The sequence below is a fragment of the Arcicella gelida genome, assembly GCF_034931025.1.
Classification (GTDB): Bacteria; Bacteroidota; Bacteroidia; order Cytophagales; family Spirosomataceae; genus Arcicella; species Arcicella gelida.
The window spans coordinates 43,506-60,576 of sequence record NZ_JAYGIL010000027.1; the positions used below are offsets into that span (position 1 = coordinate 43,506).

Annotated in this window: 19 protein-coding genes; 8 read left to right on the forward strand and 11 right to left on the reverse strand. The window is 34.6% G+C overall.

Annotated features, from left to right (window positions below):
* Together VB776_RS18450 and VB776_RS18455 are read right to left on the reverse strand one after the other, a co-directional pair.
* Positions 1 to 1,260: a TolC family protein gene (locus VB776_RS18450; RefSeq protein WP_323698350.1), complete on the reverse strand. Its 1,260-nt coding sequence runs from the start codon at positions 1,258 to 1,260 to the stop codon at positions 1 to 3.
* Between the two features lie 150 nt (positions 1,261 to 1,410).
* Positions 1,411 to 2,052 carry a transposase gene (locus VB776_RS18455; RefSeq protein WP_323698351.1) on the reverse strand — a complete coding sequence of 214 codons (642 nt, stop codon included), beginning with the start codon at positions 2,050 to 2,052 and terminating at the stop codon, positions 1,411 to 1,413.
* Positions 2,053 to 2,545: 493 nt separating this feature from the next.
* Here VB776_RS18455 and VB776_RS18460 point away from each other — a divergent pair, with 493 nt between their 5' ends.
* Positions 2,546 to 3,250 carry a hypothetical protein gene (locus tag VB776_RS18460; RefSeq protein ID WP_323698352.1) on the forward strand — a complete coding sequence of 235 codons (705 nt, stop codon included), beginning with the start codon at positions 2,546 to 2,548 and terminating at the stop codon, positions 3,248 to 3,250.
* Between the two features lie 140 nt (positions 3,251 to 3,390).
* Here VB776_RS18460 and VB776_RS18465 read toward each other — a convergent pair whose 3' ends face one another.
* On the reverse strand, positions 3,391 to 4,599 hold the full coding sequence (locus tag VB776_RS18465; RefSeq protein WP_323698353.1) for an NADH-quinone oxidoreductase subunit D: 1,209 nt from the start codon (positions 4,597 to 4,599) through the stop codon (positions 3,391 to 3,393).
* A 246-nt stretch (positions 4,600 to 4,845) separates the two neighbouring features.
* Positions 4,846 to 5,400: a DUF4833 domain-containing protein gene (locus tag VB776_RS18470; RefSeq protein WP_323698354.1), complete on the reverse strand. Its 555-nt coding sequence runs from the start codon at positions 5,398 to 5,400 to the stop codon at positions 4,846 to 4,848.
* A 383-nt stretch (positions 5,401 to 5,783) separates the two neighbouring features.
* Here VB776_RS18470 and VB776_RS18475 point away from each other — a divergent pair, with 383 nt between their 5' ends.
* Together VB776_RS18475 and VB776_RS18480 are read left to right on the forward strand one after the other, a co-directional pair.
* Positions 5,784 to 6,464: a response regulator transcription factor gene (locus VB776_RS18475; protein WP_323698355.1), complete on the forward strand. Its 681-nt coding sequence runs from the start codon at positions 5,784 to 5,786 to the stop codon at positions 6,462 to 6,464.
* Positions 6,461 to 7,828 carry a HAMP domain-containing sensor histidine kinase gene (locus tag VB776_RS18480; protein WP_323698356.1) on the forward strand — a complete coding sequence of 456 codons (1,368 nt, stop codon included), beginning with the start codon at positions 6,461 to 6,463 and terminating at the stop codon, positions 7,826 to 7,828. The genes VB776_RS18475 and VB776_RS18480 overlap by 4 nt, the downstream gene beginning before the upstream one ends.
* 46 nt (positions 7,829 to 7,874) lie before the next feature.
* On the opposite strand, the gene VB776_RS18485 is transcribed toward VB776_RS18480, so the two are convergent.
* Genes VB776_RS18485 through VB776_RS18510 form a run of 6 tightly spaced genes read right to left on the reverse strand, consistent with a single transcriptional unit; the run spans position 7,875 to position 11,960 of the window.
* Positions 7,875 to 8,486 (reverse strand): hypothetical protein, encoded by a 612-nt coding sequence (locus VB776_RS18485; protein WP_323698357.1) that lies wholly within the window; start codon positions 8,484 to 8,486, stop codon positions 7,875 to 7,877.
* 15 nt (positions 8,487 to 8,501) lie between these two features.
* On the reverse strand, positions 8,502 to 9,794 hold the full coding sequence (locus VB776_RS18490; RefSeq protein WP_323698358.1) for an LVIVD repeat-containing protein: 1,293 nt from the start codon (positions 9,792 to 9,794) through the stop codon (positions 8,502 to 8,504).
* Positions 9,795 to 9,849: 55 nt separating this feature from the next.
* Positions 9,850 to 10,239, reverse strand: coding sequence for a hypothetical protein (locus VB776_RS18495; RefSeq protein ID WP_323698359.1), 390 nt, complete (start codon positions 10,237 to 10,239; stop codon positions 9,850 to 9,852).
* A 4-nt stretch (positions 10,240 to 10,243) separates the two neighbouring features.
* Positions 10,244 to 10,783: a hypothetical protein gene (locus tag VB776_RS18500; RefSeq protein ID WP_323698360.1), complete on the reverse strand. Its 540-nt coding sequence runs from the start codon at positions 10,781 to 10,783 to the stop codon at positions 10,244 to 10,246.
* A gap of 5 nt (positions 10,784 to 10,788) precedes the next feature.
* A complete protein-coding gene (locus tag VB776_RS18505) occupies positions 10,789 to 11,430 on the reverse strand; it encodes a hypothetical protein (RefSeq protein ID WP_323698361.1) in 642 nt (213 codons plus the stop codon).
* Complete coding sequence (locus VB776_RS18510) at positions 11,430 to 11,960, reverse strand: RNA polymerase sigma factor (protein WP_184130546.1); 531 nt, start codon at positions 11,958 to 11,960, stop codon at positions 11,430 to 11,432. Before VB776_RS18510 ends, VB776_RS18505 begins: the two co-directional genes overlap by 1 nt.
* Before the next feature lie 306 nt (positions 11,961 to 12,266).
* On the opposite strand from VB776_RS18510, the gene gatB reads away from it, so the two are divergent.
* Positions 12,267 to 13,724: an Asp-tRNA(Asn)/Glu-tRNA(Gln) amidotransferase subunit GatB gene (gene gatB, locus VB776_RS18515; protein ID WP_323698362.1), complete on the forward strand. Its 1,458-nt coding sequence runs from the start codon at positions 12,267 to 12,269 to the stop codon at positions 13,722 to 13,724.
* 30 nt (positions 13,725 to 13,754) lie between these two features.
* On the opposite strand, the gene VB776_RS18520 is transcribed toward gatB, so the two are convergent.
* Positions 13,755 to 13,937, reverse strand: a complete 183-nt coding sequence (locus VB776_RS18520; RefSeq protein ID WP_323698363.1) for a hypothetical protein — start codon at positions 13,935 to 13,937, stop codon at positions 13,755 to 13,757.
* A gap of 20 nt (positions 13,938 to 13,957) precedes the next feature.
* On the opposite strand from VB776_RS18520, the gene VB776_RS18525 reads away from it, so the two are divergent.
* The 4 genes from VB776_RS18525 to VB776_RS18540 all read left to right on the forward strand — a co-directional run bounded on the left by VB776_RS18525 (position 13,958) and on the right by VB776_RS18540 (position 16,869).
* Positions 13,958 to 15,097 carry a TlpA disulfide reductase family protein gene (locus VB776_RS18525; RefSeq protein WP_323698364.1) on the forward strand — a complete coding sequence of 380 codons (1,140 nt, stop codon included), beginning with the start codon at positions 13,958 to 13,960 and terminating at the stop codon, positions 15,095 to 15,097.
* 132 nt (positions 15,098 to 15,229) lie between these two features.
* Positions 15,230 to 16,051: a pyrroline-5-carboxylate reductase gene (proC, locus tag VB776_RS18530; protein WP_323698389.1), complete on the forward strand. Its 822-nt coding sequence runs from the start codon at positions 15,230 to 15,232 to the stop codon at positions 16,049 to 16,051.
* A gap of 286 nt (positions 16,052 to 16,337) precedes the next feature.
* On the forward strand, positions 16,338 to 16,553 hold the full coding sequence (locus VB776_RS18535; protein ID WP_323698365.1) for a hypothetical protein: 216 nt from the start codon (positions 16,338 to 16,340) through the stop codon (positions 16,551 to 16,553).
* Complete coding sequence (locus tag VB776_RS18540) at positions 16,543 to 16,869, forward strand: type II toxin-antitoxin system RelE/ParE family toxin (RefSeq protein WP_323698366.1); 327 nt, start codon at positions 16,543 to 16,545, stop codon at positions 16,867 to 16,869. Before VB776_RS18535 ends, VB776_RS18540 begins: the two co-directional genes overlap by 11 nt.
* Positions 16,870 to 17,071: the final 202 nt, after the last annotated feature.

Sequence of the window (17,071 nt, forward strand, 5' to 3'; positions counted from 1 at the left end):
TTATTGAGCCATTTGATTGATTAAACCAGAAGCATAAAGTAGCTTAATATAGCTCTGGCGATATTGTTGTAATGTATCGTAATACTGTTGTTGCGTATCCAGCCAACTTCTTTGTGCTTCTAAATAATCCACAATGGTAGTACCTCCGTGCAAATAGGAATACTTTACGCTACTCAGAATACTTTCTGACTTCGAAAGCAAATCTTTGAATTGCTCTATATTTTGTTTCTGAGTTTGGTAAGTATTACAAGCCGTCGAAAGCTCAGTTTGTATCAATGTTTGCGTGGCTTGTAAACCTTTTTCAGCTTGTTGTTTTTGTAAATACGACTTCTTGATTTCCCCTTGATTTCTTGAGAAAAAAGGTAAATCTATTGCTCCATAAAAACCTATGTATGGAGCTGTATTTTGTGGGTTATAAATCATTCCCAAAGTTGGTTGGGGTGTAGCCAGCGATTTTTGTAATTTGATATTACTCTCTGCCGCCTGAATACTTGCTTGATAGGCTTGAATATCACTTCTATCGGCTAAAGCTTGTTGTAAAAGAGCCTCTAATTTGGTAGAGAATGTAAAAGAAAAATCGTCATTTACGTCAATGTCAATATTGTCTTGCGTTCCCAACATAAACTTCAAATTCGATAATTCATTCTGGTAAACTCTGTCGTTTGATTTGAGTTGTAAGTCATATTGATTCGCTAATAAAGCTGTACGAGTAAGGTCGGTTGAAGTAATTACTTCTTTACCTAATCTGATTTTATTGATACTCACCAAACTATCAGTATTCGCTTTGGCAATCTGTAAAATGTCTAATTGTTTACGAGCCGTCCAAACATCCAACCATTTTAAAGCTACATCTTGTAATACATTACGTTCGGTTTCGACAAATGCTTTTTGTGAAAGCACCGTGTTTTTTTGTGCCACATCTATTTTAGCTTCACGCTGTGCTGGGAGTTGAATTACTTTCGTTAATTGCCACCATACTTGTCGGTTCTGGGCATTTGTCCAGTTGGTATTGTTGGGATATGAAGCCGAACGAGCCAGTACTAAAGTCTGATTATTCAGATTCAGGTTAGGACGTAATTGTGCCGTAACAATATCGGCTTGACTAATGCCAATGTTGAGCTGTTGCGTATTCAGCAATGGGTTATTTGCTTTGGCTGCTTGTAATGCCTTTTGTAAAGTATAAATTTCTTGGGCTGAAGAGGGTTTATAGCTTAACAAAAGCAGCGTAATAATGAAAGTGATTTCTCGGAGCCGCATCATTTTGTAAATCTTTAATTGATGTTACAAAAGTGGAGGATTCAAGGGAGAAAGGCAGTTAGAGAGCTTTTAGAAAATTATTAGAAAAATATTAGAACGTAACACGGGTTTCCAACTCGTGTATTTATTACGGGTTGAAAACCCGTGTTAAGGCTACATGATGTCATTATAAATCTCTTTGATATACGACCATTTCCAATCTTTCTTAGCTTTACATAAACCTGCTTTTACTGGATTGTTTAGTACGTAGTTCAAAATTCTATGCAGTTCATCACGGTCACGAATAAGTCTGTCATAACTTTCTTCTTGCCAAAAAGGGCTATGCTTTTCTAAGATTTTATTACACTCAAAACCTGAAAAACGTTTAATTGAGTGCATATAATCTTCTAAGTAGAAAGGCGAATCAATTTCTGTTTCATCGTATAACCTTACCACAATATGTACATGATTAGACATGATACAATAAGCATAAAGCTCTATTTTTTTATTGTCCCAAAAGTGTAAAGCTTTTGCTACAATCTTAGCAAAAGCATCATCTTTTAAGTAATGATTTCCCTCTTGATAAGAATCATAAAATTTATCTCTCTTCCCAAAATCACGTCTGCCAAGTTTATCTAAGTCTGCAATTCTATTATTTGATGTTTGTATAATCTTTGCTTTCTCTTGGGCATACTCTTCTTTCCTGCGGTCGGATACTGCTTTAGGAATACTTCCATGAAGATTATAGGTGACAAAAAATATACCGCCAAGCGGTTGTAAATGGGGTAAATTTCTTCTGTAAAACTGCTTTTTCATATTTGTAGATGGTTTTATATTTCCGTAGCACGAGTTTTCAACTCGTATTTTTTTGTTGAAGGGTTGGAAACCCGTGCTACGGTTCTGTATTATGAGTTTTCAACTTGTACAAAACAACAAGATAAGTTTCGTATTTTACATTAAGTCTATTTCGTTTTGACTTATTGTTATTTCATTTTACGTTAAGCTTATTTTGTTTTGCCTTATTGCCATTTTATTTTACGTTAAGTCTATTTTGTTTTGCCTTATTGCCATTTTATTTTACGTTAAGTCTATTTTGTTTTGTCTTATTACCATTTTATTTTACGTTAAGCCTATTTCATTTTGCTTTATTATCATTTCATTTTACGTTAAGCCTGTTTTGTTTATTAATATTTTCATTACCAGTAGATTGAGCGAAATATTTATGTGCATTTTGAGTTAGATATATTCATTTTTTCGATATTTTTATTCAAAAATTTATCAATCTGTTCACCTTTAAATAAATCTACTCATGGCATCTACTACAGAAGCAACCTTCGGGGCTAAAGTTGCTAATGCAACTACAATTTCCACACACTTAAAAAGTTTTGTTGGCTATCTTGCCCCCACAGCCGAGACCAGTATTGAACAATACGACTTACTGATTGAATCTATCAAAACTGTCAATGCTGATGCTGTTCATAGAAAAGCAAATTATTCTGCTGCTGTGGAAACAAGGCTCAAGCATTTTTCAAAAGAAGCCTCTTCGGTTGAGAAAATGATGAGTCCTATCTTGGCAACAGTTAGAGCTAAACTCGGAAAAAATGCAAAGGAAGTATCAGACATCACATCGATTGTTGTTAAAATTAGAGGTAATAATAGAGCAAAAGTAAAAACGTCGGATAAGGAAAAAAGTATCAGTCAATCGGAGCAATCTTACGGAAGTAAAACACAGCATTTTGTGGATATTGTGAATATATTAATCAGTTTAGGTACTAATTACAGTCCCGCAAACGACTTAGTAAAAGTAACAAATCTTCAGGCGAAAATTACAGCCATCAATACCGCAAATAATATTGTATCAAGTACTTATGGATTGCTAAAAGTAAGTGCAGATTTACGAAATACTCAATTTGAACAGCTTTCTGAAATCACCCAACGTATCAAAGAATCTGTGAAAAGTCAATATGGAGTTAGTTCTGTAGAATATAAATTAATTAAAGGGTTGAAGGTTTGAATTGTAGCATGAGTTGAAAACTTCTGTAAAACGAGTTTTCAACTCGTATTTTTTTTATTGACGGGTTGGAAACCCGTACTACGGTTCTGTATTATGAGTTTTCAACTCGTCTTTGTTTTTTTACGGGTTGGAAACCCGTTTTACCTATCTACTTCGCCCATTACTAAATCCATTGAGCCAATGATGGCTACTAAATCCGCCAACATTGCTCCACGACTTATTTCTGGAATGATTGATAAATTATGTAACGAACAAGCTCTGGCTTTTAAACGTACAGGAATATCCGAACGTCCGTCGGTGCGGAAAAAGAAGCCTAATTCTCCTTTGGGGTTTTCGGCACGAGCATATAAATCCATCGCCTGTGGACGAATCTTTTTTGGGACTAAAGCTTGTGGATTGAATTCGGTAGTACGTTTATGGTCATTGGTGAGTTGAATTAAACATTGTTCGATAATCTTGATAGATTCATCGCATTCTAATACTCTAACATAATTTCTATCCCAACAATCGCCCACTGTTCCCATTTCGCCTTTGCCCACTGGAATATCAAAATCTAATTCTGGATAAACAGAATAGCCATCTACTTTACGTAAATCAACTTTTAGTCCCGAACCTCTAAGTACTGGACCAGTACAACCATAATTAATTGCCAAAGCCATTGGTAATACGCCAACATTGGCTGTTCTTTGAATGAAGATTTTGTTTTCGATAATCAACTCTCTCAGCTCAACCATTTTAGGTTTTAAGTAATTGATAAATTCTGTACAACGTTCTTCAAAACCAACGGGTAAATCATAAAACAAACCACCTACCCAAATATAATTATAGAGCATTCTTGCTCCTGTAATCCATTCTAATAACCGTTGAATATGCTCACGGTCACGCATTACCCACAAGAATGCGGTATATGCACCAATATCTAAACCATAAGTACCCACAGCAACAAAGTGCGAAGCCAAACGATTTAATTCTGCCACCAAAACACGAATATATTCAATACGTTTGGGAAGTTTTCCTTCTAAATCCAAGAGTTTTTCCACACCCATTACATAAGCGTGTTCTGAATTCATGGCTGCTAAATAGTCCATTCTATCCACATAGGGTATGATTTGATTGAATGGTAAAGATTCAGCATGTTTTTCAAAACAACGATGTAAATAACCCAAATGTGGCACAACATCCACTACCAATTCACCATCAGAAACCACTTCCATTCTCAAAACACCATGCGTTGATGGATGCTGAGGACCAAGTGATAAAATCATTTCTTCCGATTTCAAATCCTTTAACTGATGTTTGTTAGGATCAGAGAGTCGAAAGTTTTCGGGTTTATATTGATATTGAATCATGTTGAGTTTGGAGTTTTGAATGCTGACTGAGGAGCTTTTTTGAGTGTTGAATGTTGAGTTGTGAGTGAGGAGTTTTTTTTGAGTTTTGAGTTGTGAATGTTGAGGGAGGAACTTTTTGAGTGATGAATATTGATTACTGAGTGAGGAGTGATATTCTTATTCAAAAGTTAAAAACTCCTCCCTCAACATTCACAACTCAGCACTCACATCACTCCTCATTCAACACTCAACACTCCAAACTCAAGACTATGGTTTGAATTTCTCGTAAACTTCTTTGCCTGTTGCTGGGTCTTTCCCCCAAAGTTCTACATATACCACCGACGGCATCATGCCGCTTTCGTCAACTTTTACAAATACTTTTTTAAGAATTTGCATTTTCCCGTTAATTGGGAATAATGCTACTGGTTCGCCTTGAGGTGTAATTTTTACGACAAACTTTCTTTTGCGATATGCCAAAAAGTGTCCGTCATAACTTTCTTTTTCGGTAGCAACTTCTTTGGTATATAAACCATAAGCAAGTGTACGTTGAATATTGGTCAATTCTTGTTTTCGCCCACCTTCATTATATTTTATCCAATAAGTATGTACTGGATTTTTGGGATTTAGTTTTTTATCTGCCGTCAGGTTGGCATCATAAATAACCGTATTTGAATTAGAACTTCGCTGAATATAAAATAAACTAATATTCGTTTCAGGAGGCGTTGGGAAGACATCGGTTGAAGGAGTTGTCTTATTTTTTTGAGCTAAACTATTGAATACAAATAGAATAGAGAGGATAATGATTGTTTTTGAAAATCGCATTAGTAAAGATATTGTTTCCTCTAATTTTCAATTTACACATCAGAGGACAAGCAGTTAAAATGTCTTGTTGATTGCTTTTATCCAATTTATTTTCTTTTAAAAAGAGCTTTTGTCATTGGAAGGCTCAAAGGTAACAAAGCTTATCAAGATTTTTGTTCCTTAAAAGGTATTTTGCATAATTTTCTACGAAGGTATTTCAATTTTATTGTTTGAAAAATACTTAAATGAGTAAACGGTTATTTATTCAAAAAGATGCTTAGATAAAGGCTTCATCATAATTGTAATTTTGTATTTTTAACAGATTCATTTGCGAACGACAATCGTCATCAATAATTCATCTAAATTTGTAAATACAGAATAAGTATTACCTCAAATATAAAATCATGAACATTCTCATTATTGAAGACGACGAAAGGATTGCCTCTTTGGTAAAACGAGGATTAGAAGAAAACGATTATAGCGTTACACTTGCCTACGATGGCATGATGGGGCGAAAACTGGCTTTACAAAATGATTATGACTTAATCATCACGGATATAATTTTGCCGAAACTCAACGGTTTAGAACTTTGTAAAGATATTCGTTCAGCCAAGCCAGAGACTTTAATTATTATGCTTACTGCTTTGGGAACAACCGACGATAAAGTAGAAGGCTTTGATGCTGGAGCAGACGATTATTTGGTAAAACCTTTTGATTTCAGAGAATTGCACGTGCGTATTCGGGCTTTAATGAAACGCAATAATGGCAAGACAAACCATCAAGGATTTATCTTGAAATATGATAATTTAGAATTGAACAACCAGACAAAAACTGTAAGTCGTTCAGGAATTGATATTAATTTAACACCCAAGGAATTTAAACTACTAGAATACATGATGCAAAATGCAGAAAGAATTCTGAGTAGAACTGAAATCGCTGATAAAGTTTGGGATACACATTTTGATACAGGTACTAATTTTATTGATGTGTATATCAATTACTTACGCAAAAAAATTGATAAAGATTTTGAACCTAAACTCATTCATACAAAATCTGGAATGGGTTTTATCTTTAAGGCAGAATGACGATCAGAGAAAAACTAAGTTTACTTTTTACTTTAATTACCGCAGCTATCTTGATGATTTTTGCTGCTTTAGTCTATTATTCTGCTTATCAAAATCGTGAAACAGAGTTTTACAATCGCTTAAAAAAAGAAGGAATTACGAAAGCCAATCTTTTTTTTACGGCGAAAGTAGATTCAAAAACACTACAAACGATTTACAAAAATAACCGTGAAACTATCAATGAAGTAGAAGTAGCAATTTATGACCCCAACTTCAAATTACGCTACCATGATGCTTTAGATATTGATTTTGTGAAGGAAACCAAGCAAATGATTGATGAAGTAAAGCAAAAAAACGAAGTGCGTTTTTATCAAGATAATTGGCAAGTAGTAGGTTTACTTTTTAGTATTGAAGGAGAAAAACATATTGTGATGGCTGCCGCTTATGACCAATTTGGCTATAAAAAATTAGAGAATCTTAGAAATACCATTCTGATTATTTTCATTGCTTCCATCATTCTAATTTATGCGGCAGGTCGATTTTTTTCTAAAAAAGCACTGTCGCCCGTGACGGTCATTGTGAATAAAGTAAAGAAAATTACGGCTTCAAACCTAGATTTACGCTTGAACAATACAGAAGGAAGAGATGAATTAGCTGAATTATCAAGTACTTTCAATGAGATGCTCGACCGTTTGGAAAAATCGTTTGATGCCCAAAAACAATTTGTCTCAAACATTTCGCACGAGCTGAGAACGCCTCTTGCGTCGATGATTACTGAGTTGGAACTTTCAACACATAAAGAGAGAAGTATTTCGGAGTATCAAAGCGTTATTCAAAACACTTTAGCAGATGCCCAAAAACTCGCTCGACTTGCCACCAGTTTATTAGATTTTGCCAAAGCGAGCTATGACCCTTCTGAGATTTCATTCAGGGAAACTCGTTTAGACGAAGTACTTTTAGACGCTCGCCACCAAGTACAACGCCAAAATCCAACTTACTTAGTGGATATAATTTATGAAAATGAAGTTGAAAATGACGAAGAGCTTTCAATGAATGGCAACGAATATTTATTAAAAGTAGCGTTTGCGAATTTGATTGAGAACGCCTGTAAGTTTTCAGACAATAAAAAATGTGTTATTTCAATTGCGGTTCAGCAACAAAAAATAACGCTGGGCTTTACAGATGAAGGAATTGGTATTTGTGAAGAAGAAATCGCTCAAATTTTTACTCCTTTTTTCAGAGGAACAAACAAAAAATATACTGACGGAAACGGTATAGGTCTTTCGCTTACACAAAAGATTGTCAAGCTACATCATGGTGAAATTTCTGTGAAATCTGAGATTAGTAAAGGCACAAAATTTAGTTTGATATTTGAACATTTGTAGTAAACCTAAATGCTTTTTTTGAGTAAATTTTTAGCGTTAAAAACCGCTAAAAATTTACTCCCAATCTAACAACCATTCTATTTAACTCATACTCTTTCGTAGTGGAAGAAGGATATTCTGGCGTTCCCGAAGTCGTTACTGTTTTGAAGGCATTGTGTTTATAACCAACACTTAATATAAAGTTTGCCTGCCCACCAGTAGGAATTAATAAGCCAAGCACTGGACTAAGTGCTAAACCTCCAGTAGCTGTCTGATTATCGGATGCGTCATCATTCAACCAAGTAAAGCCATAGCCAGCGTCAACACCAATGTAGGGTTTTACTTTTTTAGTATTTGATTTTCCATAAGTATTTCTGATACCGACTGATACTGGCACAATTTGCATAGCATTAAACCAATCAACACCAACAGTTACACCAGCCGAAAGCTTATCAAATATTTTATAGCCATTATAAGATTGAATCGTAAAATTTGTTCTGCCATCCACAGGCGTAGCATACGATAGTTGTGTAATTTGGTAGGATTTGCCAAACAAACCACCGAATTCAGTGTAATTGACGTACTTATTTTGAAAGAAGCGTTCAATTTTACTTGTTTTTTCTTGAGCAAAACTTACTGAAAAAATGAAGCAAAACAATATAGTTAGTCTGTTTTTCATATTCTTTAAGGCTTATTAGTTTTCTTTTTTGACCAATATTTTACTTAATAACTTTAGGTTATTGGCATCTCTGTAATCGTATTGATACAAACCATCTTTACCGATAAGCATTAAAGTTCCATTCAGCGGAATTACATCAAAAGTATCCATGTCTTTGAAATGTTGAATTTGCTGAACATCCATAGGATTGCTAGCATTGAAGGTCTTCAAACCGCCTTTTCCTTCACAGATAAAAAGTTTTTTATTATCTATTCCCAAACCATAAGGACTTTCCATATTATATGATTTCTTCAAAACAGGCGTTGCAGGATTCGAGACATCAATAACATCTAATTGATTAGCAATTGCAGCACCACAACGAGTAAAGTTATTCACCGAACGAAGTGTAACATAGGCGATATCATCTTCAACCACTACGGGATCGCAAGCACGAACGTGGTCTAAACGAGATAAATAAGTAGGATTATTTGGATTTTCGTTATTCCAAATTTGCATGCCAGTCGTTGTTCCTAAGAATAATTTGTCTTTATAAGGAAAAATGGTTTCTATCCCAAACCCTAATTTAATAGAAGCATCTTTTACAGGTTTTTCAGGAATTGCCAAATTAAAAAGCTTCATTTCATCGTTAGTAACAGCGTATAAATGATTGTTCACGATGGCAAATCTTGCCGTAGAACCACCAACCCCAGCACCATTGGTTGCGGTAGCTTTATTACTACTTCCAGAATAAAAGCTTGATAGACTCCAAGAATCATACATCACAGGGTAATAATAAGGTCTTGGGTCGCAAGCTACTTCTTGAGTGGTGGTGTACCATTTCCATTTTGAATCATAAATGGTTTGATTATTTGCGTTATAACTCCAAGAAATTCCATCAGCAGTACCATAAGTAAATACTTCGTTAACTCTTGATACTTCTTTAATTGCAGTAGGATTACTAATATCGAAGGCAACGAAATCGGTATAACTATCCGCATAAAGGATATTTCCTTGAACAGCGATGTCAATATTTCCTAATACTTGAACAAAAGCAATAGCTTTGGGTGCAGCAGGATTTGAATTGTCGATAATATGAAAACCTTTTTTTACTTCGTTGATAAACAGGTAATTATCTTTCACGTAAATCTTTCCGGGATTCACTAAATCTTGTGGGGCTAGTGTTTTTACACTTGTTCTGAGTTCATTTAATGAAATCATCACTGATTCATAACCTCTGTAAGTATTGGTTTCTACACATTTATCCTTACAAGAAGTAAAAGCAACCAACAAAACAAAGAATGTAACTGCTCTAAGTACAAGTTTTTTCATGATTAATGTGCCTAAAAAGGCGTTTGGAGGTTAAACATTCTAACACGAATATTATTTATTTAGCTGTACAAAGTCCATTTACACAATCAACAGTAGGAACCAATAGTAAAGCACATGGTTCATCTCGCTTCCCTTTATACTTGATACTCATCTTTCTTTGAAAATCCGTATAAGTTTTTACCTTTTCAATCAATACTTTTTCATCTACTTTAGATAAAGAGTAAATTAAGTGACCAGATGGGCCTCCACACGATTGCTCACCAATTTCCATCACTTTACAGTCATCACCAGCACAAGCTCTGTTTTGTGCATACGTTTGTACTTCTGTCAATAGTTGAGATAGCTTTAGATTATCAGCTTCTAAGTCTGCCAAAACGTCTTTCTCTTTACAAGAGAATAATAGTACAAAAGCAAGAATGTGACAAATGAGTTTGATTGCTTTCATGACTTTATTTCACTTTAATACTTGAATAAATTGTTCCTAATTTCTGACCAAAAGCGGGTAAGTATTTAGGGAAAGGCTGATTCATAATATCTGTTTCACGATAAAAAATAGTATCGTCAATTCTCCAAGATTTAACAGCTTTTCCTTTTTCCTTTCTTTGCAAGAATAACATCCCTCCATCTGCACAACCAGGGCATCCAAAAGTTCTACTTTCAACACTTGAAAGCTCAGTCGGATATTCACTCAATACAGTTTTTACTTTATCATATTCACTATCAGGTAGTTTAAATCCTGAAAACTGATATTGTTCTTGGTCTTGACAAAAAACATTACTGGTGTCTGCGTAAAGTTTTCCGTCATTAATCATATAAATAGCCGAAGCTCTACAGCCCCAACCTAAGCCTACATGACCAAAAACTAGGTAATCTTCAAGTGTTTCCGCACTTACTTTTTGAGAAGAATTAAGTACTTCTACTTCATTTCTTGAACAAGCTAACATTCCTAAAACAATTAGGAAAACGGATGATAAAATGAGTCTTTTCATGTTAATTATTGTTGATAGGTTCCTACTCCAACGGATACTTTTACATTTTTAAAAATTGACTTTTTCTGAGGTTTTGGTTTTGTTGGTTCATAATATGGCGTTGTTTCAACAGGTGCAATAATGCTCGGTTGTTGCCATTCACGAGTAACATTTTTGGTTGATAAAGGTGTTAATTGCTCAATAGAATCTGCAAGTTTTGTACGTTCTAAAGGTTCTTCTTCTACAATTTCTAAAGGTTGCTCTTCCGATAATTCTATCGGAAGAGTCTTTGTTTTAAGGGGTAATTCTGGGACTAGAGGTTGAATGTTTTTCTCAATTTTTTCATTGATGATAGGTGCAGAACTTTTCAACAATGTTTGTTTTTCTAACTTGATTTCCTCCTGTAGAGTAGGTTGAATTTCATTACTAATGCTGGTATTGGCAATAAAAACCCAATAACCTATACCAAGCAATGCCACTAAAGCACTCCCTAAATAGTAGAATGGGAAAGTATTTTTGGGTGTTTGAGGTAACGATGAAGGACTAGCCTCAACATCCAAGCTTTGCTCTATCTTATCCCAAAGGGTGTCTGATGGAGTCAAAGAGGCATCGTCAAAGGCATTTTGCCATTGTTCCTCAAATGAATTATTTGTAAAATCGTTCATCATTAGCTATTTACGGATAATTGACTTTGTAAAATGGCCTTAGCTCGTGCATATTGTGACTTTGATGTTCCTTCTGTAATATTTAACATTTCAGCGATTTCTTTGTGTTGATAACCTTCGATGGCATAAAGGTTAAAAACCGACTGACAACCCTTCGGTAATTTGCGAATCATTTCAATTAATTCTTTAAAATGAATGCCTTCAATACTTGTCAAACCATCGGTAAATTGATTTTCGTATTCTTGTACATCACTCATTCCTTGAAAATGCTGTTGCGCACGAATATGATTGATGGCAACATTGATAACAATTCGCTTAATCCAAGCACCCAAGGTACTTTCTCCTCTGAACTTACTTAAATTCTGAAATATCTTAATGAATGCTTCTTGTAATACATCTTCTGCCTCCTCTTTATTTTGGGTATAGCGAGCACAGACCACCAACATTCTACCAGCGTAAGCATTGTATAGCTTTCGTTGGGCGTTTCGGTCATTTTGCAGACAGGCCTGTATGAGCTGTTCTTCGTTTTCCAAAATCTATTAAAATTTAATTAAAGAGGCTTATGTAATGGTGAATTAGCGAATTTACCTTCTCGAGGCTGGTGTCTTCTCCAGACCTCATTCAACTGTTCTCATTGTTCCTTTTATCTATGAACAATTTTATCAAACAACGATAGAGCTAACCGCTACATTACAAAGACGTTAAAACCTTTCAAACAGTTGGAAAAGCATTTAAAAAAATTATATTTTTCTTTGTCTTTACTTACTTATCAACACTAAAGCCACTAACTATTGGCTTTTTATTATCTTTGCATTCTAAAATTTGAAATTTTACCTTCTGTGAATCAAGAAATAAGAGACAAATACGAAGTCGTAATCGGCTTAGAAGTACACGCTCAGTTACAAACTGAGAGTAAAATTTTTGCGGCCGACGCTGCTTCATTTGGTGCTTCACCTAACACACATATTTCGCCCATTACACTCGGACACCCAGGCACTTTACCAAAATTAAATAAAAGAGCCGTTGAATTTGCGATGAAAATGGGCATTGCCTGTAATTCACAAATTACTGAAAATCAATATTTTGACAGAAAGAATTACTTCTATCCAGATCTTCCAAAAGGCTATCAGATTACGCAAGATAAAACTCCTATTTGTATGGGCGGTGGTGTTCATGTAAAACTTTCTACAGGCGAAAAAACCGTTCGTTTTCATCATATTCACTTAGAAGAAGATGCAGGAAAATCTTTGCATATTGATGGTTCAAGTGATAGTTTGTTAGACTATAACCGTGCAGGAACGCCATTAATTGAAATGGTGACTGAACCAGAAATTAAATCTGCCGAAGAAGCCGCAACTTTTATGACCGAAGTACGAAAACTGGTTCGTTACTTGGGTATTTGCGATGGCAATATGGAAGAAGGCTCACTTCGTTGCGATGTAAATATTTCTGTAATGCCAGTTGGTAGTAAAGTTTTCGGTACAAAAGTCGAAATCAAAAACATGAATTCAATGCGTTTTATTCAAAAAGCCATTGAATATGAAATTGTTAGACAAATTGATGCCGTTGAAAATAACGAAAAAATCATTCAAGAAACTCGTAGTTTCGACCCAGCAACGGGACGTACTTCAGGAATGCGTGAGAAAGAATCAATGAATGATTATCGTTACTTCCCTGAGCCAGACCTTGTGCCTTTGGTGATTTCAGAAGAATGGCTTTCCTCGGTAAAAGCACAAATGCCAGCTTTACCTTGGGAGCTTCTAGCAAAATTTACCAAAGAGTATGGTTTGCCAGAATACGATGCACACGTTTTGACTGATTCAAGAGAAATTGCCGAATACTTTGAAGCTACTTGTAAGTTTACAAAGCATTACAAAGCTGTTTCAAATTGGATTATGGGTACAGTAAAATCATATTTGAACGACCATAATTTAGAGATTACTCAACTAAGTATTACACCAGAGCAATTAGCACAATTGATTCAATTGGTTGATGATGGAAAAGTAAGTAATACAACGGCTTCGCATCAGATTTTTCCTGAAATGATTGCTGATAATACTAAAACGCCTTTACAAATTGCCGAAGCGAAGAATCTGATTCAACAAAGCAATACAGATACACTTCAAACGTTAGTGGATGAGGTTTTAGCCAATAATCCAGCCAAAGTAAAAGAATATAAAAATGGCAAAAAAGGACTTTTAAGTATGTTCATGGGTGAAATCATGAAGAAATCTAAAGGTTCGGCTGACCCTAAAGTAACCACAGCTTTATTGCAAAAAACCTTAGAAAATTTATAACAGATTTGTTTTTAGATTCCTTGTATTTGTCTAAAACTTGTGCGTCAGCATTTTTCGAAATTCCGCTGTTTGAGCGGAGCGAGTCGGTTCGCCGATGCGATTCGGAATTTCTTGATTTTCTTTTGTTACTTTTCTTTCATCAAGGAAAGAAAAGTAAGGTCTTTCAAAATAGAAGATTACGTTCAAATCAATACAAATCAAAAATAAATACATGTTTAATTCATCCACAAATCATGAAAAAAATATCACTTATCGTTTTATTCGTACTGGTAAATATTTACACTTTTGCCCAGACAAAAACGGTTGTCATCACAGGAAAAGTAATGAATGTTGTGCCTGATAAAAAGGTGTTACTTCAAGAAATTAATGGTCGTGGAACTGCCGTAACGATAGATTCTGCCCAAGTTGCTGCTGATAAATCATTCAAATTCAACAGTAAAATACCAGATGGTGGTGGATATTATTTGGTTAATTTCTTCGGAATGAATCTTAGTCAAAAAGTGCTATTGATTCTGGAAGGTGGAGAAAATATTAATTTGGTAGCAGATGGAATGGATACGCCTGCAAAAAGAGGAAGTTTTCAATTAACAGGAAATTCAAAAAATATTGAATACTTCAATAGAATTCTGAAAATTAGTCAGGAATTACAGACGAAAGTAGAATCTTGGAATATACAAGTAACTGCGGCACAAGCCAAAAAAGACAATGCTACCATTCAAAGAATTCAAAATGAATTTCAGGCTGCTCAAGAAGTAAATATCAATAAAATAAAAGTGTTGATTCCTGAAATGGGAACGAATTTAGTAGCACTTTGGACGGCTGGCAACTTTTTGAATCCTGAAAATGATACAGAAACTTTATTGCAAGTAGCTGAAAAGTTTAAGACAGAAAAAGGTAATTCGCCCAATGTGCATATCAAAACTTTCTTGCAACAAGTAATGCGTTTGAAAGGGGTAAATGTAGGTTCGGAAGCACCAGAAATTGCGATGAAAACCCCTGATGATAAAGTATTAGCCTTATCGTCTTTGCGTGGAAAATATGTTTTACTTGATTTTTGGGCATCTTGGTGTGGACCTTGTCGCAGAGAAAACCCGAATGTTGTAAGAATGTACAACAAATTCAAAGACAAAAATTTTGATATTTTTTCAGTGAGTCTTGACCAAGAAAAAGATTCTTGGTTGAAAGCTATCGAAAAAGATGGCATGACTTGGAAACACGTTTCTGATTTACAATATTGGAATTCAGCGGCGGCAGTAGCTTATGGTGTACAAGGGATTCCTGCTACTTTTTTATTGGATAAAGAAGGAAAAATCATCGCCAAAAATTTAAGAGGCGAAGAGCTTGAAAGGAAATTAGAAGAAATTCTAAAGTAAAGATTTTACAAAATATTATTCTGCATATTTCAATCCCTGACATTTTTTATAAAACTGTCAGGGATTTTTCATGTAATTTTGTTCTTCCAAACAATCAAAACAGAATTTTGAGTATTACTTCTCTGAAATTCTATCACACAATCAATTTTTGAAATGAAAGTAGCCATCATCGGAGCAGGAAATATGGGAATGGCATTTGCCAAGTCGTTCATCCAGTATGATTTAGTCAAAAAAGAAGACCTTTTTCTTATCGAAAAAAATGCAGAGCGTGCCGAAGCATTGCGTCTGGAAAAAGCTGGAGTAGTTATTGACACGATTTCTTCAAAAATTGGAGAATATGATTTAATTATTTTATCGGTAAAACCGCAAGATTTTCCGTCTTTACAAGAAGAATTGCGTGCCGTAATTCAGCCAAAACAATTGGTATTAAGTATCATGGCTGGGATTTCCATTGAAAAAATTATCAGTACGCTCAATCATCCTTTGGTAGTGCGTGCGATGCCAAATACTCCTGCTTTGTTGGGAATGGGAATGACAGCATTTTCGGCAGCTGGCGATATTACTTTAAGTCAATTGAAGAAGATTGAAAACCTGATTAATTCAACAGGAAGAGCGGTTTTCTTAGAAGACGAAAGTTTATTAGATGCCGTAACGGCTTTAAGTGGAAGTGGTCCAGCATACTTTTTCTATTTAGTAAAAGCCATGATTGAAGCAGGAAAACAAATGGGATTCGAAGAATCAATGTCGTCATTATTGGTGAAACAAACCATGTTGGGTTCATTCCATTTAATTAATAATGCAGAGAAAAGTTTAGATGAATTAATCAAAGCGGTGGCTTCAAAAGGTGGAACAACTGAAGCTGCTTTAAAACGTTTTGAAGAAGGACTTTTAGCCCAAAATTTACAAGAAGGAATTTTTGCAGCTCAGAAAAGAGCGACGGAATTATCGAAATAGGTTTATGAGATTGGATTTCAGGTTTTCTTATTAAGAATGAAAATCTGAAATTTGATGTTAAAATGTTTTACACAGATAGTAAAGTTTTCTTTTGAATATTTCCATTCCCAAATCAGTTTTCAAGCGTATTTAGGTTTGTAATCAAAGGGTACTGTATTTTCCTTTTCTGAAGATAGCAAAACATCGTTTATACAATTTGGATAAATTTGAAGCATTAAGTACTTTCGTGCATGTCATTCTTTAAACATTTTATTTTCAATACATTAACTATCTAAACAGCAATTTTATGAGACACGTAACCATATATACAACAGATAAAGAATATAGCAATTTTGTTGAAATGGCTAAGAGCCTGCATTACGTAAAAAAAATTGAAACAGATGAAGAGCCTACAAAACAAGAGATTATAAGTAATCTAAAAAAAGGCTTTGAAGAAATGGCTTTGATTAAAAAAGGTAAGTTAAAAACTACTTCTTTAAACGACTTTTTAAATGAGTTATAAGATTGAACTTACAGATAACTTTAAGAAAGAAGCCAAAAAATTGATTAAAAAATATGTTTCGCTTCGTACAGAATTGGCAGAATTAGGTAAGGAACTGGCAGAAAATCCCACTTTAGGTACTCCACTTGGAAATGACGTTTATAAAATACGCCTTTCCATCGCTTCCAAAAACAAAGGTAAATCAAGCGGAGCAAGGCTTATTTCTTTTGTGAAAATCATTGATGAAACTGTTTACTTACTTTCTATTTACAATAAAGGTGATAGAGATAGTATATCTGATAGAGAAATTGAGGACTTAATGAAGGATTACTTATAGCATAAAAGCCATTGGCAACGTTGAGCAATGGCAAGAAAATCTTGCTTGCGAAATGTTGCACCATATACCAAAAACACCCCAAAGAATAAAAATCCACAATTCCTTTCTTTTGTACTCCATTTCATTTTTTCGTAATTTCTCCAAAAATGATAATATATATGGACATTTTAAGGTCAAATCTATAATCGAAAAAGCAATCAGA